The 18,765-nt window shown below is 58.4% G+C and carries 18 protein-coding genes, 1 tRNA gene and 2 pseudogenes; 17 read left to right on the top strand and 4 right to left on the bottom strand.

What is annotated here, in order from left to right; all coding sequences use genetic code 11:
- Window positions 1–38 precede the first annotated feature (38 nt).
- The 14 genes and pseudogenes from atpD to AC0N03_RS14765 all read left to right on the top strand — a co-directional run bounded on the left by atpD (window position 39) and on the right by AC0N03_RS14765 (window position 10,957).
- Window positions 39–1,457, top strand: coding sequence for a F0F1 ATP synthase subunit beta (gene atpD, locus AC0N03_RS14700; protein ID WP_474289569.1), 1,419 nt, complete (start codon window positions 39–41; stop codon window positions 1,455–1,457).
- A complete protein-coding gene (locus tag AC0N03_RS14705; protein ID WP_474289570.1) occupies window positions 1,454–1,867 on the top strand; it encodes a F0F1 ATP synthase subunit epsilon in 414 nt (137 codons plus the stop codon). The genes atpD and AC0N03_RS14705 overlap by 4 nt, the downstream gene beginning before the upstream one ends.
- A complete protein-coding gene (locus tag AC0N03_RS14710; protein ID WP_474289571.1) occupies window positions 1,867–2,178 on the top strand; it encodes an AtpZ/AtpI family protein in 312 nt (103 codons plus the stop codon). The genes AC0N03_RS14705 and AC0N03_RS14710 overlap by 1 nt, the downstream gene beginning before the upstream one ends.
- A complete protein-coding gene (locus AC0N03_RS14715; protein ID WP_474289572.1) occupies window positions 2,154–2,471 on the top strand; it encodes an N-ATPase subunit AtpR in 318 nt (105 codons plus the stop codon). Before AC0N03_RS14710 ends, AC0N03_RS14715 begins: the two co-directional genes overlap by 25 nt.
- The gene (locus AC0N03_RS14720; protein WP_474289573.1) at window positions 2,468–3,166 is read left to right on the top strand and encodes a F0F1 ATP synthase subunit A; all 699 of its coding nucleotides are present in this window, start codon (window positions 2,468–2,470) and stop codon (window positions 3,164–3,166) included. Before AC0N03_RS14715 ends, AC0N03_RS14720 begins: the two co-directional genes overlap by 4 nt.
- The gene (locus AC0N03_RS14725) at window positions 3,163–3,408 is read left to right on the top strand and encodes a F0F1 ATP synthase subunit C (protein WP_474289574.1); all 246 of its coding nucleotides are present in this window, start codon (window positions 3,163–3,165) and stop codon (window positions 3,406–3,408) included. Before AC0N03_RS14720 ends, AC0N03_RS14725 begins: the two co-directional genes overlap by 4 nt.
- Window positions 3,409–3,411: 3 nt before the next feature.
- Complete coding sequence (gene atpF, locus AC0N03_RS14730; protein WP_474289575.1) at window positions 3,412–4,152, top strand: F0F1 ATP synthase subunit B; 741 nt, start codon at window positions 3,412–3,414, stop codon at window positions 4,150–4,152.
- A complete protein-coding gene (locus tag AC0N03_RS14735) occupies window positions 4,136–5,683 on the top strand; it encodes a F0F1 ATP synthase subunit alpha (protein WP_474289576.1) in 1,548 nt (515 codons plus the stop codon). The genes atpF and AC0N03_RS14735 overlap by 17 nt, the downstream gene beginning before the upstream one ends.
- The gene (locus AC0N03_RS14740) at window positions 5,680–6,543 is read left to right on the top strand and encodes a F0F1 ATP synthase subunit gamma (RefSeq protein ID WP_474289577.1); all 864 of its coding nucleotides are present in this window, start codon (window positions 5,680–5,682) and stop codon (window positions 6,541–6,543) included. The genes AC0N03_RS14735 and AC0N03_RS14740 overlap by 4 nt, the downstream gene beginning before the upstream one ends.
- 425 nt (window positions 6,544–6,968) lie before the next feature.
- Window positions 6,969–7,421: pseudogene (locus AC0N03_RS14745) on the top strand (IS110 family RNA-guided transposase); the annotation flags it as partial.
- Window positions 7,422–7,617: 196 nt separating this feature from the next.
- Window positions 7,618–7,809 (top strand): annotated as a pseudogene (locus AC0N03_RS14750) (helix-turn-helix domain-containing protein); the annotation flags it as partial.
- Window positions 7,810–7,936: 127 nt separating this feature from the next.
- Window positions 7,937–8,692 (top strand): DUF3489 domain-containing protein, encoded by a 756-nt coding sequence (locus AC0N03_RS14755; RefSeq protein ID WP_474289578.1) that lies wholly within the window; start codon window positions 7,937–7,939, stop codon window positions 8,690–8,692.
- Between the two features lie 37 nt (window positions 8,693–8,729).
- Window positions 8,730–9,308: a DUF2924 domain-containing protein gene (locus tag AC0N03_RS14760; protein ID WP_474289579.1), complete on the top strand. Its 579-nt coding sequence runs from the start codon at window positions 8,730–8,732 to the stop codon at window positions 9,306–9,308.
- Window positions 9,308–10,957: a recombinase family protein gene (locus AC0N03_RS14765; protein WP_474289580.1), complete on the top strand. Its 1,650-nt coding sequence runs from the start codon at window positions 9,308–9,310 to the stop codon at window positions 10,955–10,957. The genes AC0N03_RS14760 and AC0N03_RS14765 overlap by 1 nt, the downstream gene beginning before the upstream one ends.
- Window positions 10,958–11,343: 386 nt before the next feature.
- Here AC0N03_RS14765 and AC0N03_RS14770 read toward each other — a convergent pair.
- Both AC0N03_RS14770 and AC0N03_RS14775 read right to left on the bottom strand, forming a co-directional pair.
- A tRNA-Ile gene (locus AC0N03_RS14770) sits at window positions 11,344–11,419 on the bottom strand.
- 120 nt (window positions 11,420–11,539) lie between these two features.
- Window positions 11,540–11,926 carry an acyl-CoA thioesterase gene (locus AC0N03_RS14775; protein WP_474289581.1) on the bottom strand — a complete coding sequence of 129 codons (387 nt, stop codon included), beginning with the start codon at window positions 11,924–11,926 and terminating at the stop codon, window positions 11,540–11,542.
- Window positions 11,927–12,039: 113 nt separating this feature from the next.
- On the opposite strand from AC0N03_RS14775, the gene AC0N03_RS14780 reads away from it, so the two are divergent.
- Window positions 12,040–12,666 (top strand): dimethylsulfonioproprionate lyase family protein, encoded by a 627-nt coding sequence (locus AC0N03_RS14780; protein ID WP_474289582.1) that lies wholly within the window; start codon window positions 12,040–12,042, stop codon window positions 12,664–12,666.
- A 116-nt stretch (window positions 12,667–12,782) separates the two neighbouring features.
- Here the strand turns inward: AC0N03_RS14780 and rpoD are convergent, their stop codons facing one another.
- Window positions 12,783–14,837: an RNA polymerase sigma factor RpoD gene (gene rpoD, locus AC0N03_RS14785; RefSeq protein WP_474289583.1), complete on the bottom strand. Its 2,055-nt coding sequence runs from the start codon at window positions 14,835–14,837 to the stop codon at window positions 12,783–12,785.
- Window positions 14,838–15,301: 464 nt separating this feature from the next.
- On the opposite strand from rpoD, the gene AC0N03_RS14790 reads away from it, so the two are divergent.
- Both AC0N03_RS14790 and hemF read left to right on the top strand, forming a co-directional pair.
- Window positions 15,302–15,769 (top strand): tRNA (cytidine(34)-2'-O)-methyltransferase, encoded by a 468-nt coding sequence (locus AC0N03_RS14790; RefSeq protein WP_474289638.1) that lies wholly within the window; start codon window positions 15,302–15,304, stop codon window positions 15,767–15,769.
- Window positions 15,762–16,637: an oxygen-dependent coproporphyrinogen oxidase gene (gene hemF / locus AC0N03_RS14795; RefSeq protein WP_474289584.1), complete on the top strand. Its 876-nt coding sequence runs from the start codon at window positions 15,762–15,764 to the stop codon at window positions 16,635–16,637. The genes AC0N03_RS14790 and hemF overlap by 8 nt, the downstream gene beginning before the upstream one ends.
- A 28-nt stretch (window positions 16,638–16,665) precedes the next feature.
- Here the strand turns inward: hemF and dnaG are convergent, their stop codons facing one another.
- A complete protein-coding gene (gene dnaG, locus AC0N03_RS14800; RefSeq protein WP_474289585.1) occupies window positions 16,666–18,561 on the bottom strand; it encodes a DNA primase in 1,896 nt (631 codons plus the stop codon).
- Window positions 18,562–18,765 lie beyond the last annotated feature (204 nt).

Here is an 18,765-nt window from a genome sequence, read left to right on the forward strand (position 1 = left end):
AAATGGCGTCCGACAACAAAGGCAGCACGGAATTGCTCATGAAACTGGCGCAAGCAACAGGTATTGTCCGCTCTGTTCGTGGCGCTATCGTCGACGTCGGATTTGACGCACCGCCGTTGCCCGAGATCAACAGCGCCCTTATTGTCGAATGGGATAGGCCGGGATCGCTCGTGCTGGAGGTTCACAGCCATGTTGGCAATGATATGGTCAGGTGCATCGCGTTGCAGGCCACAGCAGGTCTTGCGCGCGGTACGAAGGTTTGTCTGACCGGTGCGCCTATATCAGTGCCGGTGGGCGAGGCGCTGCTGGGGCGTCTGCTGGATGTGGTTGGCAATATCTGCGATCCGGGAGTGCCGCTTCCGCCTGACGTGCCGCGCCGCTCAATACATGCGCTGCCGCTGCCGCTGGAACGTGAAACATCGATCAATGAGATATTCGACACAGGAATCAAGGTCATCGATCTTTTGTCACCGCTTGCACAAGGTGGCAAAGCTGCCATGTTTGGCGGGGCGGGCGTGGGCAAGACCGTCCTTGTAATGGAACTCATTCATGCAATGGTTGAGAAATCGAAGGGCATTTCCGTGTTTGCTGGAGTTGGCGAGCGCTCGCGCGAGGGGCATGAATTGCTCACCGACATGCGGCGCTCGGGAGTTCTTGCCCGCACGGTTCTTATTTATGGCCAGATGAATGAGCCACCTGGCGCCCGCTGGCGGGTGCCTCTCTCCGCGCTCAGCATCGCTGAATATTTCCGCGATCAGAAGCACCAGAATGTGCTGCTGCTGATGGATAATGTGTTTCGCTTTGTTCAGGCAGGCAGTGAATTGTCGAGCCTGCTGGGACGGCTGCCTTCACGCGTGGGGTATCAGCCAACATTGGCAACGGAAGTTGCGGATCTGCAGGAGCGGATCGCTTCGGTTGCTGGTGCCGCTGTGACGGCCATTCAGGCGGTCTATGTGCCGGCGGATGATTTTACCGATCCTGCCGTCACTGCAATTTCCAGCCATACGGACAGTATCATAATGCTCTCGCGTGATATGGCTGCACAGGGTTTCTATCCGGCCATTGATCCGCTTGCCTCGAGTTCCGTGCTGCTTGATCCGCTCATCGTTGGCGCCGAACATTATGCGATTGCTGAAAGGGCGCGTGAGGCGCTTGCCCGTTTCAAGGATTTACAGGACATTATCGCCTTGCTCGGGATTGAGGAACTGGGCGCAGCGGACAGGCTCGTCGTGCAGCGGGCGCGGCGGCTTCAGCGATTTCTCAGCCAACCCTTCGCAGTGACGCAAGCTTTTACCGGCAAACCCGGACGCAGCGTTTCCCGAACGGACACTTTGGCCGGATGTCGTGCAATTCTTGATGGAAAAACGGATGATTGGGCTGAGAGCTCGCTCTATATGGTGGGCACGCTGGAAGAGGCGCGCCTGCGGGAGATCGCAAGCCGGGAGCATGCCGCATGAAATTGCGCGTCATCACGCCGTTGAGTATCGTTGCAAACGTCGATAATGTTTTGGCCATTCGTGCCGAGGACGAAAGCGGCGGATTTGGTATCATGCCCGGTCATGCACCGTTTCTCACCAGCCTGACATTATGCATCGTTAGCTGGCGCATTGCGGAAGAACGGCCGCATTATTGTGCTGTGCGTGGAGGAGTGTTGTCGGTTGCCCGTGATGGAATAGTAACCATTGCCACGCGCGAGGCGGTGCCGGGAGACGATATGGCGCGTCTTGATGAATTAATCCTCGTGCGATTCCGTGCAGATACAGAGGCCGAACGCACTGAACGCACCCAAAGCACTCGACTGCATCTGAATGCCATACGACAGATTATGCGGCATCTTAGGCCCCAACAGCAGGGCGGGCTGTTTTGATGACCGCACCTTTCCAGATGGATCCGCCTGACGGCACTGATGACGAGCAGGATCCGCTTGTCGGTCATGTACGTGTCCGCAGCAGGCGCTATCTGCGCGCGGCGCACGAAGGTGACCCTTCCGTGGCGCATCGTCTGGCGCAGATCGGCGTACTCGGCTGGATTATCGTCACCCCCATGCTGACCGGCATTTTCATTGGTCGTTGGCTCGATAGTATGTTCCATTCCGGGATATTCTGGACTGGTCCGTTATTGTTGATCGGGGTCGTGCTCGGTAGCTGGTCGGCATGGAAATGGATGAAAAACCCATGATCGGTCTGCTATTCCATCACTTGCCGTTCTGGGTGCTCATGCCTGTGCACCTGATGTTTGGATTTGGCGTTGGACTTATCTATTTCTGCTCGTTGTGGTGGAATGTGCGGCGTTTCGCTGGTGGCGGCCGGATATGGCCGGTTTTGATTGTCATGCCAGTCCGCCTAATGCTGCTGGGCATCGTGCTCGCGCTGGCCGCGCTTGCAGGTACTTGGCTCTTGCTCGCCACTGCGCTCGGCCTGCTTTTGGCCCGGCCCTGCGTTGTCAACAAAATCCGCGGGACATTGCCATGATTTCACCGCTAATTAGTACTCCGCTGTTTCATCTCGGGCCGGTGCCCGTCACCAACGGTGTCGTCACGACTTGGGTTATCATGGCGGCGCTGACATTTGCAGGTTTTGCCCTGACCTGCCGTCTCAAGCTGGCACCCACCCGTGTCCAGACGTTCATTGAAATGATTGTGCAGACGCTCGACGGTCAGATCCGCGATACGATGCGGGTGGAACCAGCACCATACCGAGCCTTTATTGGCACGTTGTTCATTTTCATTTTCGTTGCCAACTGGTCATCCTTGTTGCCAGGTATCGAACCGCCGACTGCCCATCTTGAGACTGACGCCGCGCTGGCTCTGCTGGTGTTCGGCGCGGTGATCTGGTTTGGGGTGCGTGCCGGCGGCATACGTGGGTATCTGCGCACATTTGCTGCGCCGAACCCGCTGATGATCCCGCTTAATTTTATCGAAAGTTTAACGAGGACATTCTCTTTGCTTGTGCGCCTTTTTGGCAATGTGATGAGCGGGGTCTTTGTTGTCGGCATCGTACTTTCGCTGGCGGGACTGCTCGTCCCGATTCCGTTGATGGCGCTTGATCTGCTGACTGGCGCGGTGCAGGCGTATATTTTTGCCGTTCTTGCCATGGTTTTCATCGCAGGTGCCGTCAGTGATGCAAAATCCGCGTCCGAACATACCAGCAAGAGGATATCTCCATGAACTGGCTCGCGTTCATCAGTATCATCGCCGCCGCTGTTGCGGTCTCATTCGGAGCCATTGGCCCGGCACTTGCCGAGGGGCGAGCTGTTGCCGCTGCCATGGATGCCATAGCCCGCCAGCCCGAGGCCGCCAACACGATCTCGCGGACACTGTTTGTCGGTCTGGCGATGATAGAGACTATGGCGATCTATTGTCTTGTCATCGCCCTTTTGCTGCTCTTCGCCAACCCTTTGCTGAAATAACACATGAAGATTGATTGGTGGACACTTGCGCTGCAGACGGTCAATGGCCTTGTTCTCATATGGCTGCTGGCCCGCTTTTTCTGGCGTCCCGTCGCTGCGATTCTGGAGCAACGGCAGAAGGCCGCGTGTGACATACTCGAATCGGCACGGGCACAGAAGGCCGCAGCCGACAGCGCATTGCAGGATGTTACTCAACTTCGTGCAAAATTGGAGGCTGAGCGGGCGCAGATCGCCGCTTCGGCGAAGCAAGCCGGCGAGGCCGTGCGCGACGAAATTCTCTCCGCAGCCCGGCGCGAAGCAGAAGCCATGTTGCAAGCCGCGCGGCTGGACATAAAAACTGAAAGCGCGGCCGCCCAGCAGGTTTGGCGCGAACAGGCGAGCCGTCTTGCCGTTCAGATTGCCGGGCACTTCTTGGCGCGGTTGAGCAAATCGGGCTTGAATGAGGTTTTCCTTAACTGGTTGGGGGCTGAACTTGCGGCTCTGCCGCAGGACAGGCGCGCGGCATTGCACGATGGAGTGCCGGTACGCATCATAAGCTCGTCACCGCTGCCGCAGGCTGAACAGGATAAAACCCGAAAAGTCATCGAAGATGCGGTTGGCGCAAAACCTCACCTGACGTTTCAGGTCGATCCCGGATTGATCGCTGGTCTGGAGCTGCAGTCGCCGCATCTTATTATCTCCAACAGCTGGCGCGCCGATCTTGCGGCCATTCAAGCGGAACTGGATCATGACGGCAATCTCTGATCCGATTGCGGAGCATTGGCTGGACAGCGCGGTGCGCAGGCTGCGTAAGCTCAGTCTTGGCCCGCATACGCAAGAGATCGGGCGTGTAGAGCGGGTGGGGGACGGCATCGCCCTTGTGTCCGGACTGCCGGGCGCGCGGCTCGACGAATTGCTGCGTTTTGAGGGCGGGCAATTTGGATTTATCCAGATTCTGGATCAGCACGAGATCGGCTGTGTGCTGTTTGATGGGGTTGATCAGGTCAAGGCTGGAGACATCGTGCGCGGCACCGGTGATGTTGTGCGCGTGCCGGTGGGGCCGGCCCTGCTTGGCCGTATTGTCGACCCGCTGGGAAGACCGCTTGACGGGAAAGGTGCTATTGCCGCTATCCGTAGGGAGCCGGTGGAGCGGCCTGCGCCGGCTATTCTGGAGCGTGACCTTGTCACCCAACCGGTACAGACCGGCCTGTTGGTCGTTGATACTTTGTTCGCTCTGGGTAGGGGGCAGCGTGAACTGATCATCGGCGATCGTGCCTTGGGCAAAACCACGATCGGCATCGACACGATCATCAATCAGAAAAACACCGATATGGTTTGCGTCTATGTCGCCGTTGGCCAGAAAAGTTCGGGTGTGCGGCGTGCTATCGATGCCATTAACGCATTTGGCGCGCCGGAGAGGTGCATCATTGTCGTGGCCGAGGCAGCGAGCTCGCCTGGTCTGCAATGGATTGCACCTTTTGCGGGCTTCACCATGGCGGAATATTTTCGTGATCTGGGCCAGCATGCGCTCATTGTCATTGACGATCTGACCAAACATGCGGCGAGCCACCGTGAAATTGCTCTGCTGACCCGCCAGTCACCAGGTCGGGAGGCCTATCCCGGCGATGTGTTCTATATTCATGCGCGGCTACTGGAGCGCGCTGCCAAACTCTCGAAGGAAAAAGGTGGTGGCTCGCTCACCGCGCTGCCCATTGCCGAAACTGATGCGGGCAATCTGAGCGCCTATATTCCCACAAATCTTATTTCGATCACCGATGGGCAGATCGTGCTTGATGGACGGTTGTTCCATGAGGGTCAGAAGCCTGCTGTCGATGTCGGACGAAGTGTCAGTCGTGTTGGCGGCAAGACACAAGCTCAGGCGCTGCGGGTGGCAGCTGAAAATCTGCGACTGGATTATGCTCAGTTTCTCGAGCTTGAAACCTTCACGCGATTTGGCGGGATGCCAGATGCCCGGGTCAGGGCGCAATTAACACGTGGTGCGCGCATCCGCACCCTGCTGTCACAGGCGCAACATGCACCGTTGCGGCTGTGTGACCAGATCGCCGAGATTATGGCCGTGCAGGCCGGGTTGCTTGATGACTTGCCGCTACAAGCGCTGCCCTTGTTTCGGCAAGGACTGGCAGCCTGGCTGGATCAGAATTTCGCACAAGTCGTCGCGGGGATCGAGTCCGCCGGCGTGCTTGGCGAAGTCGACCATGCTGCGCTGCTGAATGCTCTTGGTCGCCATGCACGCACGTTCCTTAAGCCTTCCGTGCCAGAGAGCAGCCAGTCATGACCGAGCGTCTGGCCGATATCAGTGCACGCATTGCCGGGATTAGTCAGCTTGGCACGGTGGTCAGTGCCATGCGCGGCATTGCGGCAGCGCGTGCGCAACAGGCACGCAATCAGTTGGCAGCCGTCGATGCTTATGCGGCAACCATTGTTGCGGCGATCGGCCAGACTTTAGCGCTTATGCCGCAAGGTTATGCCGAGACCGGAGAAAGATCAGCGGCCCGGCAGGCGTTGGTTCTATTCTGTGCTGAGCAGGGCTTTGCCGGCGCGTTCAGTGAGCGGGTCTTTTCCAGTGTGGCTGACGAATTTGGACAATCGGAACTTATCATTATTGGCACGCGCGGCACTGTTCTGGCCGAGGAAAAGGGGCTGAGAGCATTTTGGAGCGCGCCCATGCCGTCCCATTCGCTCGCTATTCCAAAACTCGCCGATCATATTTGCCTGGCGCTCGAGCGCCTTCTGACCAACGGTTCGGTAAACCGCCTGGATACAGTTTTCAGCCAATGGCATCCGGGCCAGGGCATTCATATCGAACGGCACCGCTTGTTTCCGCTGGATTTTTCGGCAATGCCCGTTGCGGCGGCGCTCATGCCGCCCTTGCTTAATCTTTCGCCACAAAAGCTATTGTCCGATCTGACCATGGATTATGTACAGGCCCAGTTATGTAACCGCGCGCTTCATGCGTTTGCAGCGGAAAATGAAGCACGTATGGAAGCTATGGCCGCTGCTCATAGTCAGATCGAACGTCGGCTGGGCTCTCTGGAGGCGCGCCAACGCATCGTGCGCCAGGATGAAATAACTGCAGAAATCATCGAGCTTGCAGCCGGTGAGACGGCAAGCAGAGGCTGGTCTGGCGATCAATGATCTGAATTCTGCTCTGTTGCGAGTATCAGTTGATGTAGCCTGTGCTTTCTGTTCACAGTCAAAGAGCCTGCAAATCAAAGACGTTCAAACTTCCACACATGTTGGATCGACGCGCCGACAAACCATTAATTGCCGCGACCTGAGACCCGAATTCGCTTCATTTTCTGGGGACAGATTGACAATTTTCGCTTCAGATTGACTCATTTGTGCATTTGGCGTTGATCTGACCTAACTCGGTCAAATCACTGAAATTTATCAAATTTTTTAGATAATGCGGATCATGACGAAATGGAAAAATGGGTCGATACGAGAGGTAAATCAATATCCTAAAGGTGAATAGATGGAGTGGTTGCCGCCCTTCCTAAACGATAATTCTTGTTTGAAGATTGTTGCGTTCAATTCATTCAACGGGAAGGATGGCAGACATGAAGACAGAGACGATGATCGGTATCGATCTGGCCAAGAGCGTTTTCCAGGTGCACGGAGCCTCCATGACGGGGCAACTTAAATTCCGCAAAAAGCTATCCAGGGTGCAATTTCGCAAGTTTTTGGCGGAGCATCCTGTGGCGAGCGTTGTGATGGAGGCCTGCGGCAGTGCGCATTATTGGGCAAGAGAGATAGCCAAACATGGCCATCGGGTAAACCTGATCGCACCCCAGTATGTACGCCCATTTGTAAAGCGCCAGAAGAATGATGCCGCGGATGCCGAAGCGATTGTTATCGCCGCTCAGCGACCGGAGATGCGCTTCATCGCTTCGAAGACAGAGGAGCAGCAGGCTAAGGCGCTTCTTTTCCGTGGAAGAGAACGGCTCGTCCGCCAACGCACAGAGCTGGTCAACGCACTACGGTCGGCCCTTTATGAGTTCGGCCTGTTGATTACCGTTGCGATTTAATCCATTTTTTCATTTAACCGTAGCGTGGCGCTACGTCTAAATAGTTCACAAAAAAATATACTTAAAGATCTGTTGAATGGATCAGCGTCACATGGAAAAGTGGATCAATTACTAGCGAATTTCAACATGAGTGAACAAGTGATTCAATCTGCAGCGAAAATTAACAGCGCTGGTGGTTTTAATGCTCCATAAACGCGGCAATCTGTGCTTCGAGATCGCCGGGCAGCTGGAACAAATTGGCGTGCCTCGAACAACATTCTATCGCTGGTATGACCGTTATCTCACGGGTGGCCCGGAAGCGCTTGGCGACCGCCCAAGCAGACCTGATCGCATTTGGGACCGTATTCCCGACGCAATTCGATTGGACTTTGTTCGTGAACAGAGCGTAGCTGTTTTTGACGCGGCAGCGATACCTGGCCGCGCTCCACCCTGCAGGCTGATGCCATTGCGGGGTCGTGTTGGTGACAGCGGATGCTGTTGCAACATCTGGAGCCAGAACAATGTCGAAGCTCACAAATATTCAAACCATGATCCTCATTGATGCCGCGTCGCGTGAAGATGGCGCGGCCATTGTGCCGTGGCCGATGGGTTCGGCCCGTTTGGTGGATTTAGCCGAAAACCTTCTCCTGGAAAGGCTGATGCGGGAGCGGACGGCGGAACCCGGCATGCCGGCTTGGCGCCGGGCAGAGAATGGGCGCGTGATCAGCCTCGTGATTACGCGAACAGGTCGCAGGTTGGTCCACAGCCTGCATGGGGCAAAGGCTGCGGCAGAAACCGACAGTGAGGTCGTGGATTGGAACGATCAATGGCCGCAGAATGCGATGCGGCCTACCTTGGTGCCTGAGCCTGTATCAACCCGGCCGACGTCGTCCAGCGCGGCACCGTCCACGCCTGCATCGTCCAGCGCGGCACTGTCCTTGCCTGCACTGTCCATGTCTGCATCGTGCACGCCTGTTTCGACCCTGTCTGCACCGTCGACGCCGGCCATCGACGAGAGCGCGGCACAGTCGGAGGCCATTGCTGTGGCGACCGTGAACTGCAAAATTTCCAAAAGGCAACTGGTCATCACGCTCCTGTCGAGGACGGACGGAACGACAATCAAGGCGCTCGCCGCGGCGACCGGCTGGTTACCACATACAACGCGGGCTTTTCTGACGGGCTTGCGCAAGCGTGGGCTTCGCATCGATTCCCAACGTCCGAACAAGACAGAGCCGAGCATCTATCGGCTTCTGAGCGATCAGAACGAAGCGGCTTAAGTCCATGCCCAGACCGTCAGCCAGAGAGGAGGTTGTCATGGCGACCGCGATTGGCACCGGTTTGGCCCCGCGGCGCGATGAATTACCTGAGCGCGCGCTCGAGGCAGATAAAAGCCCTGGCTCAATTGAGGTCGAGCACGATTTCGACCGGCTTGATATGGCGTTGCTCCGCCGGCGTTGGCGCGGAGTAATGGGGCGCGCGGCACCAGTCGGACTTTCAAGGGTCTTGTTGATCCGTATTCTTTTCTGGCGCGAGCAGGTGGCCAAGTCCGGCGACCTTGATGCGCAGGCGCGGGCGCTGTTGGCCGCGTATGCCGAAGCTAAACCGGGGGCAGGGGGAGCATCTGTCCCTCGGCCCGATCTGTCCGGGCCGAGATCGGGTAGCGTGCTGGTGCGTGAACATGCAGGGGTTCATCATCGGGTCGCAGTTCTCGATCAGGGCTATCTTTGGAATGATCAAACCTTCGGCAGCCTCTCGGCAGTAGCCCGGGCGATTACCGGCACCAATTGGAACGGTCGGCGCTTCTTCGGTCTTGATCAGCCTGTCGGCAAGACCAAGGGGCAAGTGCAATCATCGTCCGCAAGCCGCGGCCAGACAAGGGCGAGGTCGACCTGATGACCACTCTGCGCTGCGCCATCTACACCCGTGTATCGAGTGATTCCGGCCTCGAGCAGGAATTCAACTCCCTTGATGCCCAGCGGGAATCCGCTGAAGCCTATATCAAAAGCCAGGCGCATGAAGGCTGGCGGCTGGTTCGCGACCGCTTCGATGATGGTGGCTTCTCGGGCGGTTCGATGGAGCGCCCGGCACTGCAACAGCTTCTCGAGCGAATTCGCGAGCGTCGTATCGATATTATCGTTGTTTACAAAGTTGACCGATTGACCCGCTCGCTGGCGGATTTTGCCAAGCTCGTTGACTTGTTCGACCTGCATAAAGTCTCCTTCGTATCGGTGACCCAATCCTTCAATACGACAAGCAGCATGGGGCGCCTGACCCTGAATGTGCTGTTGTCCTTCGCGCAGTTCGAGCGTGAGGTGACCGGCGAGCGTATCCGCGACAAGATCGCCGCCAGCAAGAAGAAGGGGATTTGGATGGGCGGGGTTGTCCCCCATGGTTATCGGGTCGAGCAGCGCAAATTGATCGTTGTTGAACAGGAAGCGGATGAGGTCAGGCTTATATTCGAACTCTACCGCAGATATGGCTCGGTGCGGGCAGTTCAGCGTGAACTCAAGGCCAGACATATCCGCACCCGTCCGCGGGTGCTTTCAAGTGGCCGCGCGATCGGCGGCATATTCTTCACCAATGGGCCACTCGCCCATATTCTGACCAACCGCCACTATCTGGGCGAGATCAATCACAAGGGCCAGTTTTTTCCGGGGGAACATGCAGCGATCATCGACGTCGACGGCTTCGATGCGGTTCAACTCAAGCTTCAGCAGCAACGTCGGTTCAAGCTGGCGGACCGGGCGGCGTCAGGGGCCTTGCTGCTTGGCCGGATATTCAACAGCGACGGAGAGCGGATGACTCCCTCCTATTCGGTCAAAAAGGGTGTGCGCTATCGCTACTATCTGTCGATCTCAGCCGCTCAATCGCGGGATCGCGCCAAGGACAGTATCCATCGTATTCCGGCGCAGGCGATCGAAATACTGGTGCTGCGCGCCTTGCAAGCACATACGTCCACGCCAGAACAGGTCACTGGCCTTGATGCCTCGGCATCGTCTAAATCTGCGCAGGTGCATTTGAGCCTTGGCAAAGGCGAGCCCTCCGCTCAGGCGCGACGACAGGCCCGGGACTTGATTGAGCGCCGTCTCGCGCGTGTCGTGGTCAGTCACGATCATGTCGAAATCCTTCAGCGCCATGAAGCGGGCTCAGATGCGCCGCGCGATATGATACGTGTGCCTTGGAATAAACCTGTGCGGACACGCCAGCGCGAGATCCTGCTTCCCCTCGATGCACGAGGTGGCGAGCGGCGGATGGAAGGGGAGGAGCGGGGACGGTTGTTGCATGCGATTGCCCGTGCTCATCGATGGGTCGCCGAACTCACACAGGGAACCATCACTGATTTGTCGGCCATCGCGCTGCGCGAGGGCAAGACTGAACGGTCGATCCGCATGACGCTGTCTCTTGCTTTTCTGGACCCGGCGCTGATCAAAGCCGTCATACACGGTCATCTGCCGCGTGGCTATGGTGTGACACGTCTTGCCAATCTGCCGTCACGCTTTGCCGATCAATGGTTGGCGCTGGGTCTGCCCCGCCCAGATTGATCGCGCAGTTCTCGCATTCGCAAAATAGTCCTGCGAGCAACTAAGCGGCATGTCGCATCGCGTTGCCCATTGCTCCGCGCCTTGCACCTCGCTACTTCGTATCGCGTCTCGCACCTCGCGCCTCACACCTCACACCTCCCGGCCTCAAAACCCTTTTTTCCTTGACTGGTTTGAGCCAGGTCCAGCCCCGGCGCCATGGCTCAATATCCCAATACGTGACGCCGCGGAAAATCGAAATTCGCGCCGTGAGACGGCCCCGCCATTCTCGAAATATTCTCGTGAATCGTGCCCGCAGAGACTGGTTTTGCCGCCATAGGCTTTGCAAGCCGCTGACATGTCGTTGGAATTTTCTCAACCCGGAAAAGCCGGTAAATGAGCCGAATACGTGGTGGGCCGGGAGGGACTCGAACCCCCAACCAGACCGTTATGAGCGGCCGGCTCTAACCATTGAGCTACCGGCCCGGTAGCGCGCAGAGAGATATACCTGAACAGCAGCGTCGTGCAACTGGCCATATCACATTTTATTCGTGTTTATTCTTGGTTCTTTCGAGGAGGCAGCGTAAATCCGCACCAGAGAATTATTCAGTCGCGCGGGATGACGCGCGGTTTGCCATTGTCGTCCACCGCGACGAAGGTGAAGGTTGCGTCGGTGACCTTTTCCTGAATGTCTGTGCGAAAGCGGGTGGCCCAGGCTTCAATATGGATTTTCATCGAAGTGCGGCCGATGGATTCGACATCCGTGTACACAGAGAGCACATCGCCCACCTGCATGGGCCTGATGAAGGTCATTGCATCCACCTTCACGGTCACGACGCGGCCTCTGGCGCGGGTGACCCCGGCAATGCCGCCGGCCTGATCCATCATGCTCATGACCCAGCCGCCGAAAATATCGCCATTGGCGTTTGTGTCTGCCGGCATGGCGATGCAGCGCACCGATAATTCGCCGTGAGGTTCTGTCTGAGCTGTCATGTTTCCTCGCTTTGGAGCAAGTTTAGCGGGCGGTTTACAGGCGGGCAAGGGCCGCACCCTCTCGGGTGCCGCGAAGGATTGCAACCTGTCAGCTTTACCGGCATGTTGCATCCATGATGACGACACATGAAACAGCAGCAAAAGCTGCGCGCGCACTCCGGCTCATCGGGGCGTTCAAAGCTCGCCTTTCAACTTTTCGGGGTGAGGGCGTACATGAAGTGCTGGCGCGGCTTGATCAGCAAGACCTTGAGGAGGCGCGGACGGTTCATCCGAAATCTTTGGAGGTCGTGCGTTTTCTGGAGGAACGCCTGGACGCGGCTGCCCCGTTTGATCGGGAGATTGCCGCCAGTATCGCGGATCTTGCGCCGGATTTACAGTGGATGCAGTCTAGTTCCTATACGGATGAACTGTTGGGCGATGGGTTCACCGCCAATTATGGCTGGTGCGAGATCATAGGACCGCGCGGCTTTTTCAAGGGTGACGATTTTCTTCTCGGGTTGCTGATGCTCGGTCCGCGGCGGCATTATCTCGACCACCACCACCCGGCGCCCGAACTCTATTGGCCGCTGACCGGTGGCGCGCTCTGGCGCAAGGGAGATTCGGATTTGATCGAGCGTGCGGCTGGCACACCGATCTGGCATCCGCCCCATGTTGTCCATGCCACCAAAACGCTGGATAAGCCGCTGCTCACATTCTGGAGCTGGACGCGGGACACAGGTGTGGCGGCGCGGTTGGTGTGAGGGGCTTTGCATAACACAACCATCATGCTGAAGCGCCAGCTTGCAAGCGTCTTAGCATGAAGTTGCGGCCCACCCCGCATCCTTCGAGAGCCTCAGGATGAGGGGTGGGGGAGAGACTAATTATCCAGGAAGCTGCGCAGCTTTCTCGAGCGGCTCGGGTGCTTGAGCTTGCGCAGCGCCTTGGCCTCAATCTGGCGGATACGTTCGCGCGTCACCGAGAACTGCTGGCCGACCTCTTCGAGCGTGTGGTCGGTGTTCATGCCGATGCCGAAGCGCATGCGCAGCACGCGCTCCTCGCGCGGCGTGAGCGAGGCCAGCACACGCGTGGTGGTTTCGCGCAGGTTGGACTGGATCGCCGCGTCGATGGGCAGCAGCGCGTTCTTGTCCTCGATGAAATCCCCGAGGTGTGAATCTTCCTCGTCGCCGATCGGCGTTTCAAGGCTGATCGGCTCCTTGGCGATTTTCAGCACCTTGCGCACCTTTTCGAGCGGCATGGCCAGCTTTTCGGCCAGTTCCTCCGGTGTAGGTTCGCGGCCGATCTCATGCAGCATCTGGCGGCTTGTGCGCACGATCTTGTTGATCGTCTCGATCATGTGCACCGGAATGCGGATGGTGCGGGCCTGATCGGCGATGGAGCGGGTGATGGCCTGCCGGATCCACCATGTGGCATAGGTCGAGAACTTGTAGCCGCGGCGATATTCGAATTTATCGACGGCCTTCATCAGGCCGATATTGCCTTCCTGAATCAAATCAAGGAATTGCAGGCCGCGGTTCGTGTATTTCTTTGCGATGGAGATAACGAGACGCAGGTTGGCCTCGACCATTTCCTTCTTGGCCTGACGGGCTTCGCGCTCGCCCTTCTGCACCATATGGACGATCTTGCGGAATTCCTGAATCTCAAGGCCCGTCTCGGTGGCAAGGTCGTGAATGGCCGTGCGCAGATCCTTCACGCCGTCCTTATCCTGCGCGATGAGTTCGCGCCAGCCACGTGAGCCGAGCTTGGAGACGCGCAGCACCCATTTGGGGTCGAGTTCGGAATTCTGATAATTCTTGAGGAAGTCCTCGCGCGACACGCCATAGCTTTCGCACAGGCGCAGCAGTCTGGTCTCAAGGCCGATGAGGCGTTTATTGATGTCGTAAAGCTGTTCCACCAGCGCATCGATGCGGTTCTGGTTCAGCGACAGGCTCTTGACGTCCTGCACGATATCCTTTTTCAGCGCCTTGTACTTGCGCTCCTGCGCCGGGGTCAGGGCCTCGTTCTTGAGCTTGTTCTCGACATTCTGGTCCTGCAGGCGGCGCAGTTTCTTGTAGGTGTCGGCGATGCGGTCGAAGGTCTCGAGCACCTTGGGTTTGAGTTCGGCTTCCATGGCCGAGAGCGATACGGAATTTTCCATATCGTCCTCATCCTCGAAAACTTCCTCGCCGAGCGGGCGCTCGCCGTCCTCGCCATCGAGTCCGGGGGGCGGATTGCGCGGCGCGGTGGGCGCGGCTGCGGCGCGGGCGGCCAGCGCCTCCTGCGCGCCGGGCGCGGTCATGTCGATCTTGGGCGTATTGCGCCCGTCCGGTCCTGCATAGGTGGCCTCAAGATCGATAATGTCGCGCAGCAGCACCTTGCCGTCGTTGAGTTCGTCGCGCCAGATGATGATGGCCTGGAAGGTCAGGGGGCTTTCGCACAGGCCGGCGATCATGGCCTCGCGGCCGGCCTCTATGCGCTTGGCAATGGCAATTTCGCCTTCACGCGAGAGCAACTCCACCGAGCCCATTTCGCGCAGGTACATGCGCACGGGGTCGTCGGTGCGGTCAGTGGGTTCGGATTTTGTTGTGGCGACAGCCGTTGAGCGCGATGCTTCCACCAGATCGCCGCCCTCGACGGTCTCCTCATCGTCTTCCTCGGCCTTTTCGGCCGGGCGCTCGACCTCGTCGGCTTCCTCGCCGTCGGTGACGCTGATGCCCATATCGTTGAGCATGGCGTAAATATCTTCAATCTGGTCGGAGGAGACCTCTTCCGAGGGGAGAACGGCGTTCAGCTCCTCATGGGTGACAAAACCGCGCTTCTTGGCAAGTTTGATCATCCGTTTGACGGCGGCATCGGAAAGATCAAGCAATGGACTATCTGCGGAGGATGTTTCCAGTTCCGCTGTTTCGTCTTTTTCTGCTGCCTTATTCGCCATGTTCACTCTAACTCCTGCCGATGCGAATGCGCCACGCGCCTGCTCATCTGCCAATGGGACAGTTTATGGTTCCCTGAACCGCACATCAGCCGACAAAGTCAGCCTGCGTTACGATTCGGGAGCCTAATGTGGATTCATCTTGTTTAAGCGCCGGTTAACCATTCGAACCTTCCATTCATAAAGATCGGATTGCATCCGGATGCATATCAACCGCTTCGCTTCTCATCACGTGGCCTGTTCGTCATTCCGGAGGGAATTTGCCACCCCCGCCGGATAATGCTCACGCGCGATTATACTCTGCTCTTTGCGCTGTCAGATAAATGCTTATTTGTCAAGACCTTGCAGATATGTAGTGCGTATTATGCGCTATACAAGTGCAAGCGGCTGGACTTGTCCACAAAAACTGGCAATTTTCGGCCGGAAATTTCTGTTCCCCTGCAAGAGGCGACCCGGTGGCGAGTTCATTGCGCATAGCGCTCTATCAACCTGATATTCCACAAAATTGCGGCACCATTCTGCGCATGTGTGCGTGCCTCGGCGTGGGGGCGGATATTATCGAGCCTGCAGGCTTTCCGACATCCGACCGGCACTTTCGCCGCTCCGGCATGGATTATCTCGACCGCGTGCATCTGGAGCGGCATATATCCTGGACAGCGTTCCGCGCAGCGGTGCAGCCCCGGTTCAGGCTGATCCTGCTGTCCACCAAGGCCGCTCAGCCCTACACGGAATTTGCCTTCCGCCCGGACGATGTGCTGCTTCTGGGCCGCGAGTCCGCAGGCGTGCCGGAGGACGTGCACGCGGCAGCGGATGCGCGGGTTCTCATTCCCATGCAGCCGGAGATGCGTTCGCTGAATATTGCGCTTGCAGCGGCCATGGTTTTGGGTGAAGCCATGCGCCAGACCGGCGGTTTTGGGGAGATGGATCATGGATGAGCTTGAAGAGCGCAAGGGCAAGGCCGCCGCGTGGTTTATGGAATTGCAGGAGCTTATTCTGGCGGCGCTGGAGCGGCTGGAGCTCGATTGTCAGGGTCCGTTCGCAGAATCGGTCAGGCCCGGAAATTTTGTCGTCACGCCCTGGACGCGGACAAACCATGACGGCGCACCGGGCGGCGGAGGCCGCATGGCCATGTTGCATGGCCGGTTGTTCGAGAAGGCGGGTGTGCATACATCCACCGTATACGGCACCTTCGCGCCGGAATTTGCCCGGCAGATTCCCGGCGCTGAAAGCGATCCGCGCTTCTGGGCCGCCGGGATTTCGCTCATCGTGCATCCGCGCAATCCCAATGTGCCGACTGTGCACATGAACACGCGCTTCGTCGTGACGTCCAAGGCATGGTTTGGCGGCGGGGCCGATCTGACGCCGGTGCTGGACCGAAGGCGCGTGCAGACGGATGCAGACGCCATCGCCTTTCATGCAGCCATGCAGCGCGTGTGCGGCAGCCACGGCGCCGATTATGCGCGCTACAAGCAATGGTGCGACGAATATTTCTTTTTGAAACACCGCAATGAGCCGCGCGGCATCGGCGGTATTTTCTACGATTATCTCGAAGGCGACTGGGAAAAGAATTTTGCGTTCACCCGCGGCGTGGGCGAGGCTTTTCTGGAGATTTACCCGCAGATCGTGCGGCGCAATTATCATGAGGGATGGAGCGAGGCCGACCGCGACGAGCAACTCGTGCGCCGTGGCCGCTACGTGGAATTCAACCTGCTTTACGACCGCGGCACGATTTTCGGCCTCAAGACCGGCGGCAATGTCGACAGCATCCTGTCATCCATGCCGCCCGTGGTGAAATGGCCGTAAATGCTGCGCCGCGGGTTAGAGCGGCGGGCTAGCCCTCGAGGCTCTGCCCCAGAAACAGCGCTGCTTCCTCGCCAAGTTCCATATCCATGCTGTGGATGGTGTCCTGCAGGCGGTGAAGCTCGGCACGGAAGCTGGTGATGCGCAGCATGGCGGCCTCGTCCTCGCCGTCGAACACGCTCACCATGGCGCGCAATTCCTCTTCAAGCAGGCGCAGGGTGATCTTGTCGCGGAACAGCCGGAAAAAGCGCTCGATGAATTCGCCGGAAGGCTCCGCCGCCAGAACCTGATAGAGCTTTGTCAGCCGGTACCCGTAGGGGCGGGTCTCGTCGCCCTTGCCATGCACCGCATCAAATGCCGCCGCAAAGGTCGGTTCGGCATGGGCATAAAGCGCCGAAGCGGTGGCGGGCTCGAATTCGTCGTAGAGATGCAGCACTTCATGCAGCAGCGCATCGTGGCTGACGTCACCCGTGCTGCCCCTGAGCGCCAGCCGGGCCAGATCGTGGCGGTAGCGGCGCCCCAGTTCGGGATAGGCGATGCAAAGGGCAAGCAGCGTCTGTTCGGCGTCATCCTGCCGGACTGAGGAAGGCACGCTGGCGGGTGCGCCGGGGGCGGCGCGGTTGCCGCGCTGGCGCGGTTCCCAGGGCTTGAAATCACTGGCGCGGAAAAGCTCGCGCAGCGCCGTGCCGGCCTTGCTCTGAAAATGTTTGAGCAATGTCGGCTCTTTGATTTCCCTCAGCAGTTCGAAAAGCTTCTTTTCCAGCATGGCGCGCTGCTCGGGACGCTGCACGGCGACCCCCGTCGTCTCGCGCTGCCAAATCACGTCCCAGAGCGGCTTGGCTTCGTTCAGCACCTGCCTGAACCGTTCAATCCCGCCGCTCTTGATCAGGTCATCCGGGTCCTGCCCGGCGGGCAGGAAGGCAAAGGAAAAGGAATTGCCGACGTTCAGCACCGGCAGGATACGGTCTATGGCGCGGAAGGCGGCGGCTGTGCCCGCCCGGTCGCCGTCAAAGCAGATGACGGGTTCGGCGGCAAAGCGCCAGAGCGTCTGAATCTGATCTTCGGTGAAGGCGGTGCCGAGGCTGGCCACCACGGCCTTGAACCCCGCCTGATAGACCGAGATGGCGTCCATATAGCCCTCCACCACAACCGCCGTGCCAAGTTCATGCGCGGCGGGGCGGGCGCGATGGGCGTTGAATACCATGCTGCCCTTGTGGAACAATTCGTTCTCGGAGGAATTGAGATATTTCGGCTTGCCATCGGGAAGCAGAGTGCGCCCGCCGAAGGCCACGACACGGCCCTTCGAATCCTGAATGGGAATCATCAGCCGCCCGCGGAAGCGGTCATAGGACGCGCGCCCGTCGTCGGGCGCGATCGTCAGTCCGGCGCGCAGCAATTCGTCCTCGGTAAAGCCCTTGGCGAGCAGGTGGGCTTTCAGTCCGTCGCGCGCATCCGGCGCAAAACCGATCCGGAACTCCGCCTGCGTCTCAAGGCTGATGCCGCGTTTGGCCAGATAGGCTCTGGCGGCTTCGCCTGCGGCGGTCTGCAGTTTGCCTTCAAAATAGAGGCAAGCGGCCTCCGTCGCGTCATAAAGATCCTTGCGGCGCTCGGCGGCCTCGGCCATTTCCGGCGTGGCCTTTGGCAGATCGACACCGGCCCAGCCTGCAAGCTGCTCCACCGCCTCGGGAAAGCTCAGACCCTCGGTTTCCTGCAGGAATTTGAAAATATCGCCATGCCGGCCGGAAGAGAAATCGTGATAGAATCCCTTCTGGTCATTGACAAAAAAGCTCGGCGTCTTCTCCGCATTGAAGGGCGAGAGACCGGCCCATTCGCGGCCCTGCTTGCGCAATTTCACGCGCCGGCCAACCACCTCGGAGACGGGCAGGCGCGCGCGAATTTCATCAAGTAGGTGGGGTGGGAACCGCATGAGATGTGTATAGCGCGCAGATGCACAGACGGGAAGCGTCGTCGATAGTGGTGAAGTTCAAAAGCGTTAATGTCTTTTGTGCTGCGCTCCAGCGTCATTGCGAGCGCAAGCGAAGCAATCCAGTTTAAAATGGATTGCCGCGTCGGCTTCGCCTCCTCGCAATGACGAAACAGGATGGGGAACGTCGACAGCGCGCTCATCGAA

The organism is Methylocystis sp. sgz306128, assembly GCF_056032725.1.

Excerpts from the sequence above, each read along its gene's own strand:
- AC0N03_RS14740 (WP_474289577.1), top strand. The coding sequence starts at position 5,680 with ATGACCGAGCGTCTGGCCGATATCAGTGCACGCATTGCCGGGATTAGT.
- AC0N03_RS14765 (WP_474289580.1), top strand. The coding sequence starts at position 9,308 with ATGACCACTCTGCGCTGCGCCATCTACACCCGTGTATCGAGTGATTCC.
- AC0N03_RS14725 (WP_474289574.1), top strand. The coding sequence starts at position 3,163 with ATGAACTGGCTCGCGTTCATCAGTATCATCGCCGCCGCTGTTGCGGTC.
- hemF (WP_474289584.1), top strand. The coding sequence starts at position 15,762 with ATGGATGAGCTTGAAGAGCGCAAGGGCAAGGCCGCCGCGTGGTTTATG.
- rpoD (WP_474289583.1), bottom strand. The coding sequence starts at position 14,837 with ATGGCGAATAAGGCAGCAGAAAAAGACGAAACAGCGGAACTGGAAACA.
- atpF (WP_474289575.1), top strand. The coding sequence starts at position 3,412 with ATGAAGATTGATTGGTGGACACTTGCGCTGCAGACGGTCAATGGCCTT.
- AC0N03_RS14780 (WP_474289582.1), top strand. The coding sequence starts at position 12,040 with ATGATGACGACACATGAAACAGCAGCAAAAGCTGCGCGCGCACTCCGG.
- AC0N03_RS14755 (WP_474289578.1), top strand. The coding sequence starts at position 7,937 with ATGTCGAAGCTCACAAATATTCAAACCATGATCCTCATTGATGCCGCG.
- AC0N03_RS14710 (WP_474289571.1), top strand. The coding sequence starts at position 1,867 with ATGACCGCACCTTTCCAGATGGATCCGCCTGACGGCACTGATGACGAG.
- AC0N03_RS14735 (WP_474289576.1), top strand. The coding sequence starts at position 4,136 with ATGACGGCAATCTCTGATCCGATTGCGGAGCATTGGCTGGACAGCGCG.
- atpD (WP_474289569.1), top strand. The coding sequence starts at position 39 with ATGAAACTGGCGCAAGCAACAGGTATTGTCCGCTCTGTTCGTGGCGCT.
- AC0N03_RS14760 (WP_474289579.1), top strand. The coding sequence starts at position 8,730 with ATGGCGACCGCGATTGGCACCGGTTTGGCCCCGCGGCGCGATGAATTA.
- dnaG (WP_474289585.1), bottom strand. The coding sequence starts at position 18,561 with ATGCGGTTCCCACCCCACCTACTTGATGAAATTCGCGCGCGCCTGCCC.
- AC0N03_RS14705 (WP_474289570.1), top strand. The coding sequence starts at position 1,454 with ATGAAATTGCGCGTCATCACGCCGTTGAGTATCGTTGCAAACGTCGAT.
- AC0N03_RS14715 (WP_474289572.1), top strand. The coding sequence starts at position 2,154 with ATGGAAATGGATGAAAAACCCATGATCGGTCTGCTATTCCATCACTTG.
- AC0N03_RS14720 (WP_474289573.1), top strand. The coding sequence starts at position 2,468 with ATGATTTCACCGCTAATTAGTACTCCGCTGTTTCATCTCGGGCCGGTG.
- AC0N03_RS14775 (WP_474289581.1), bottom strand. The coding sequence starts at position 11,926 with ATGACAGCTCAGACAGAACCTCACGGCGAATTATCGGTGCGCTGCATC.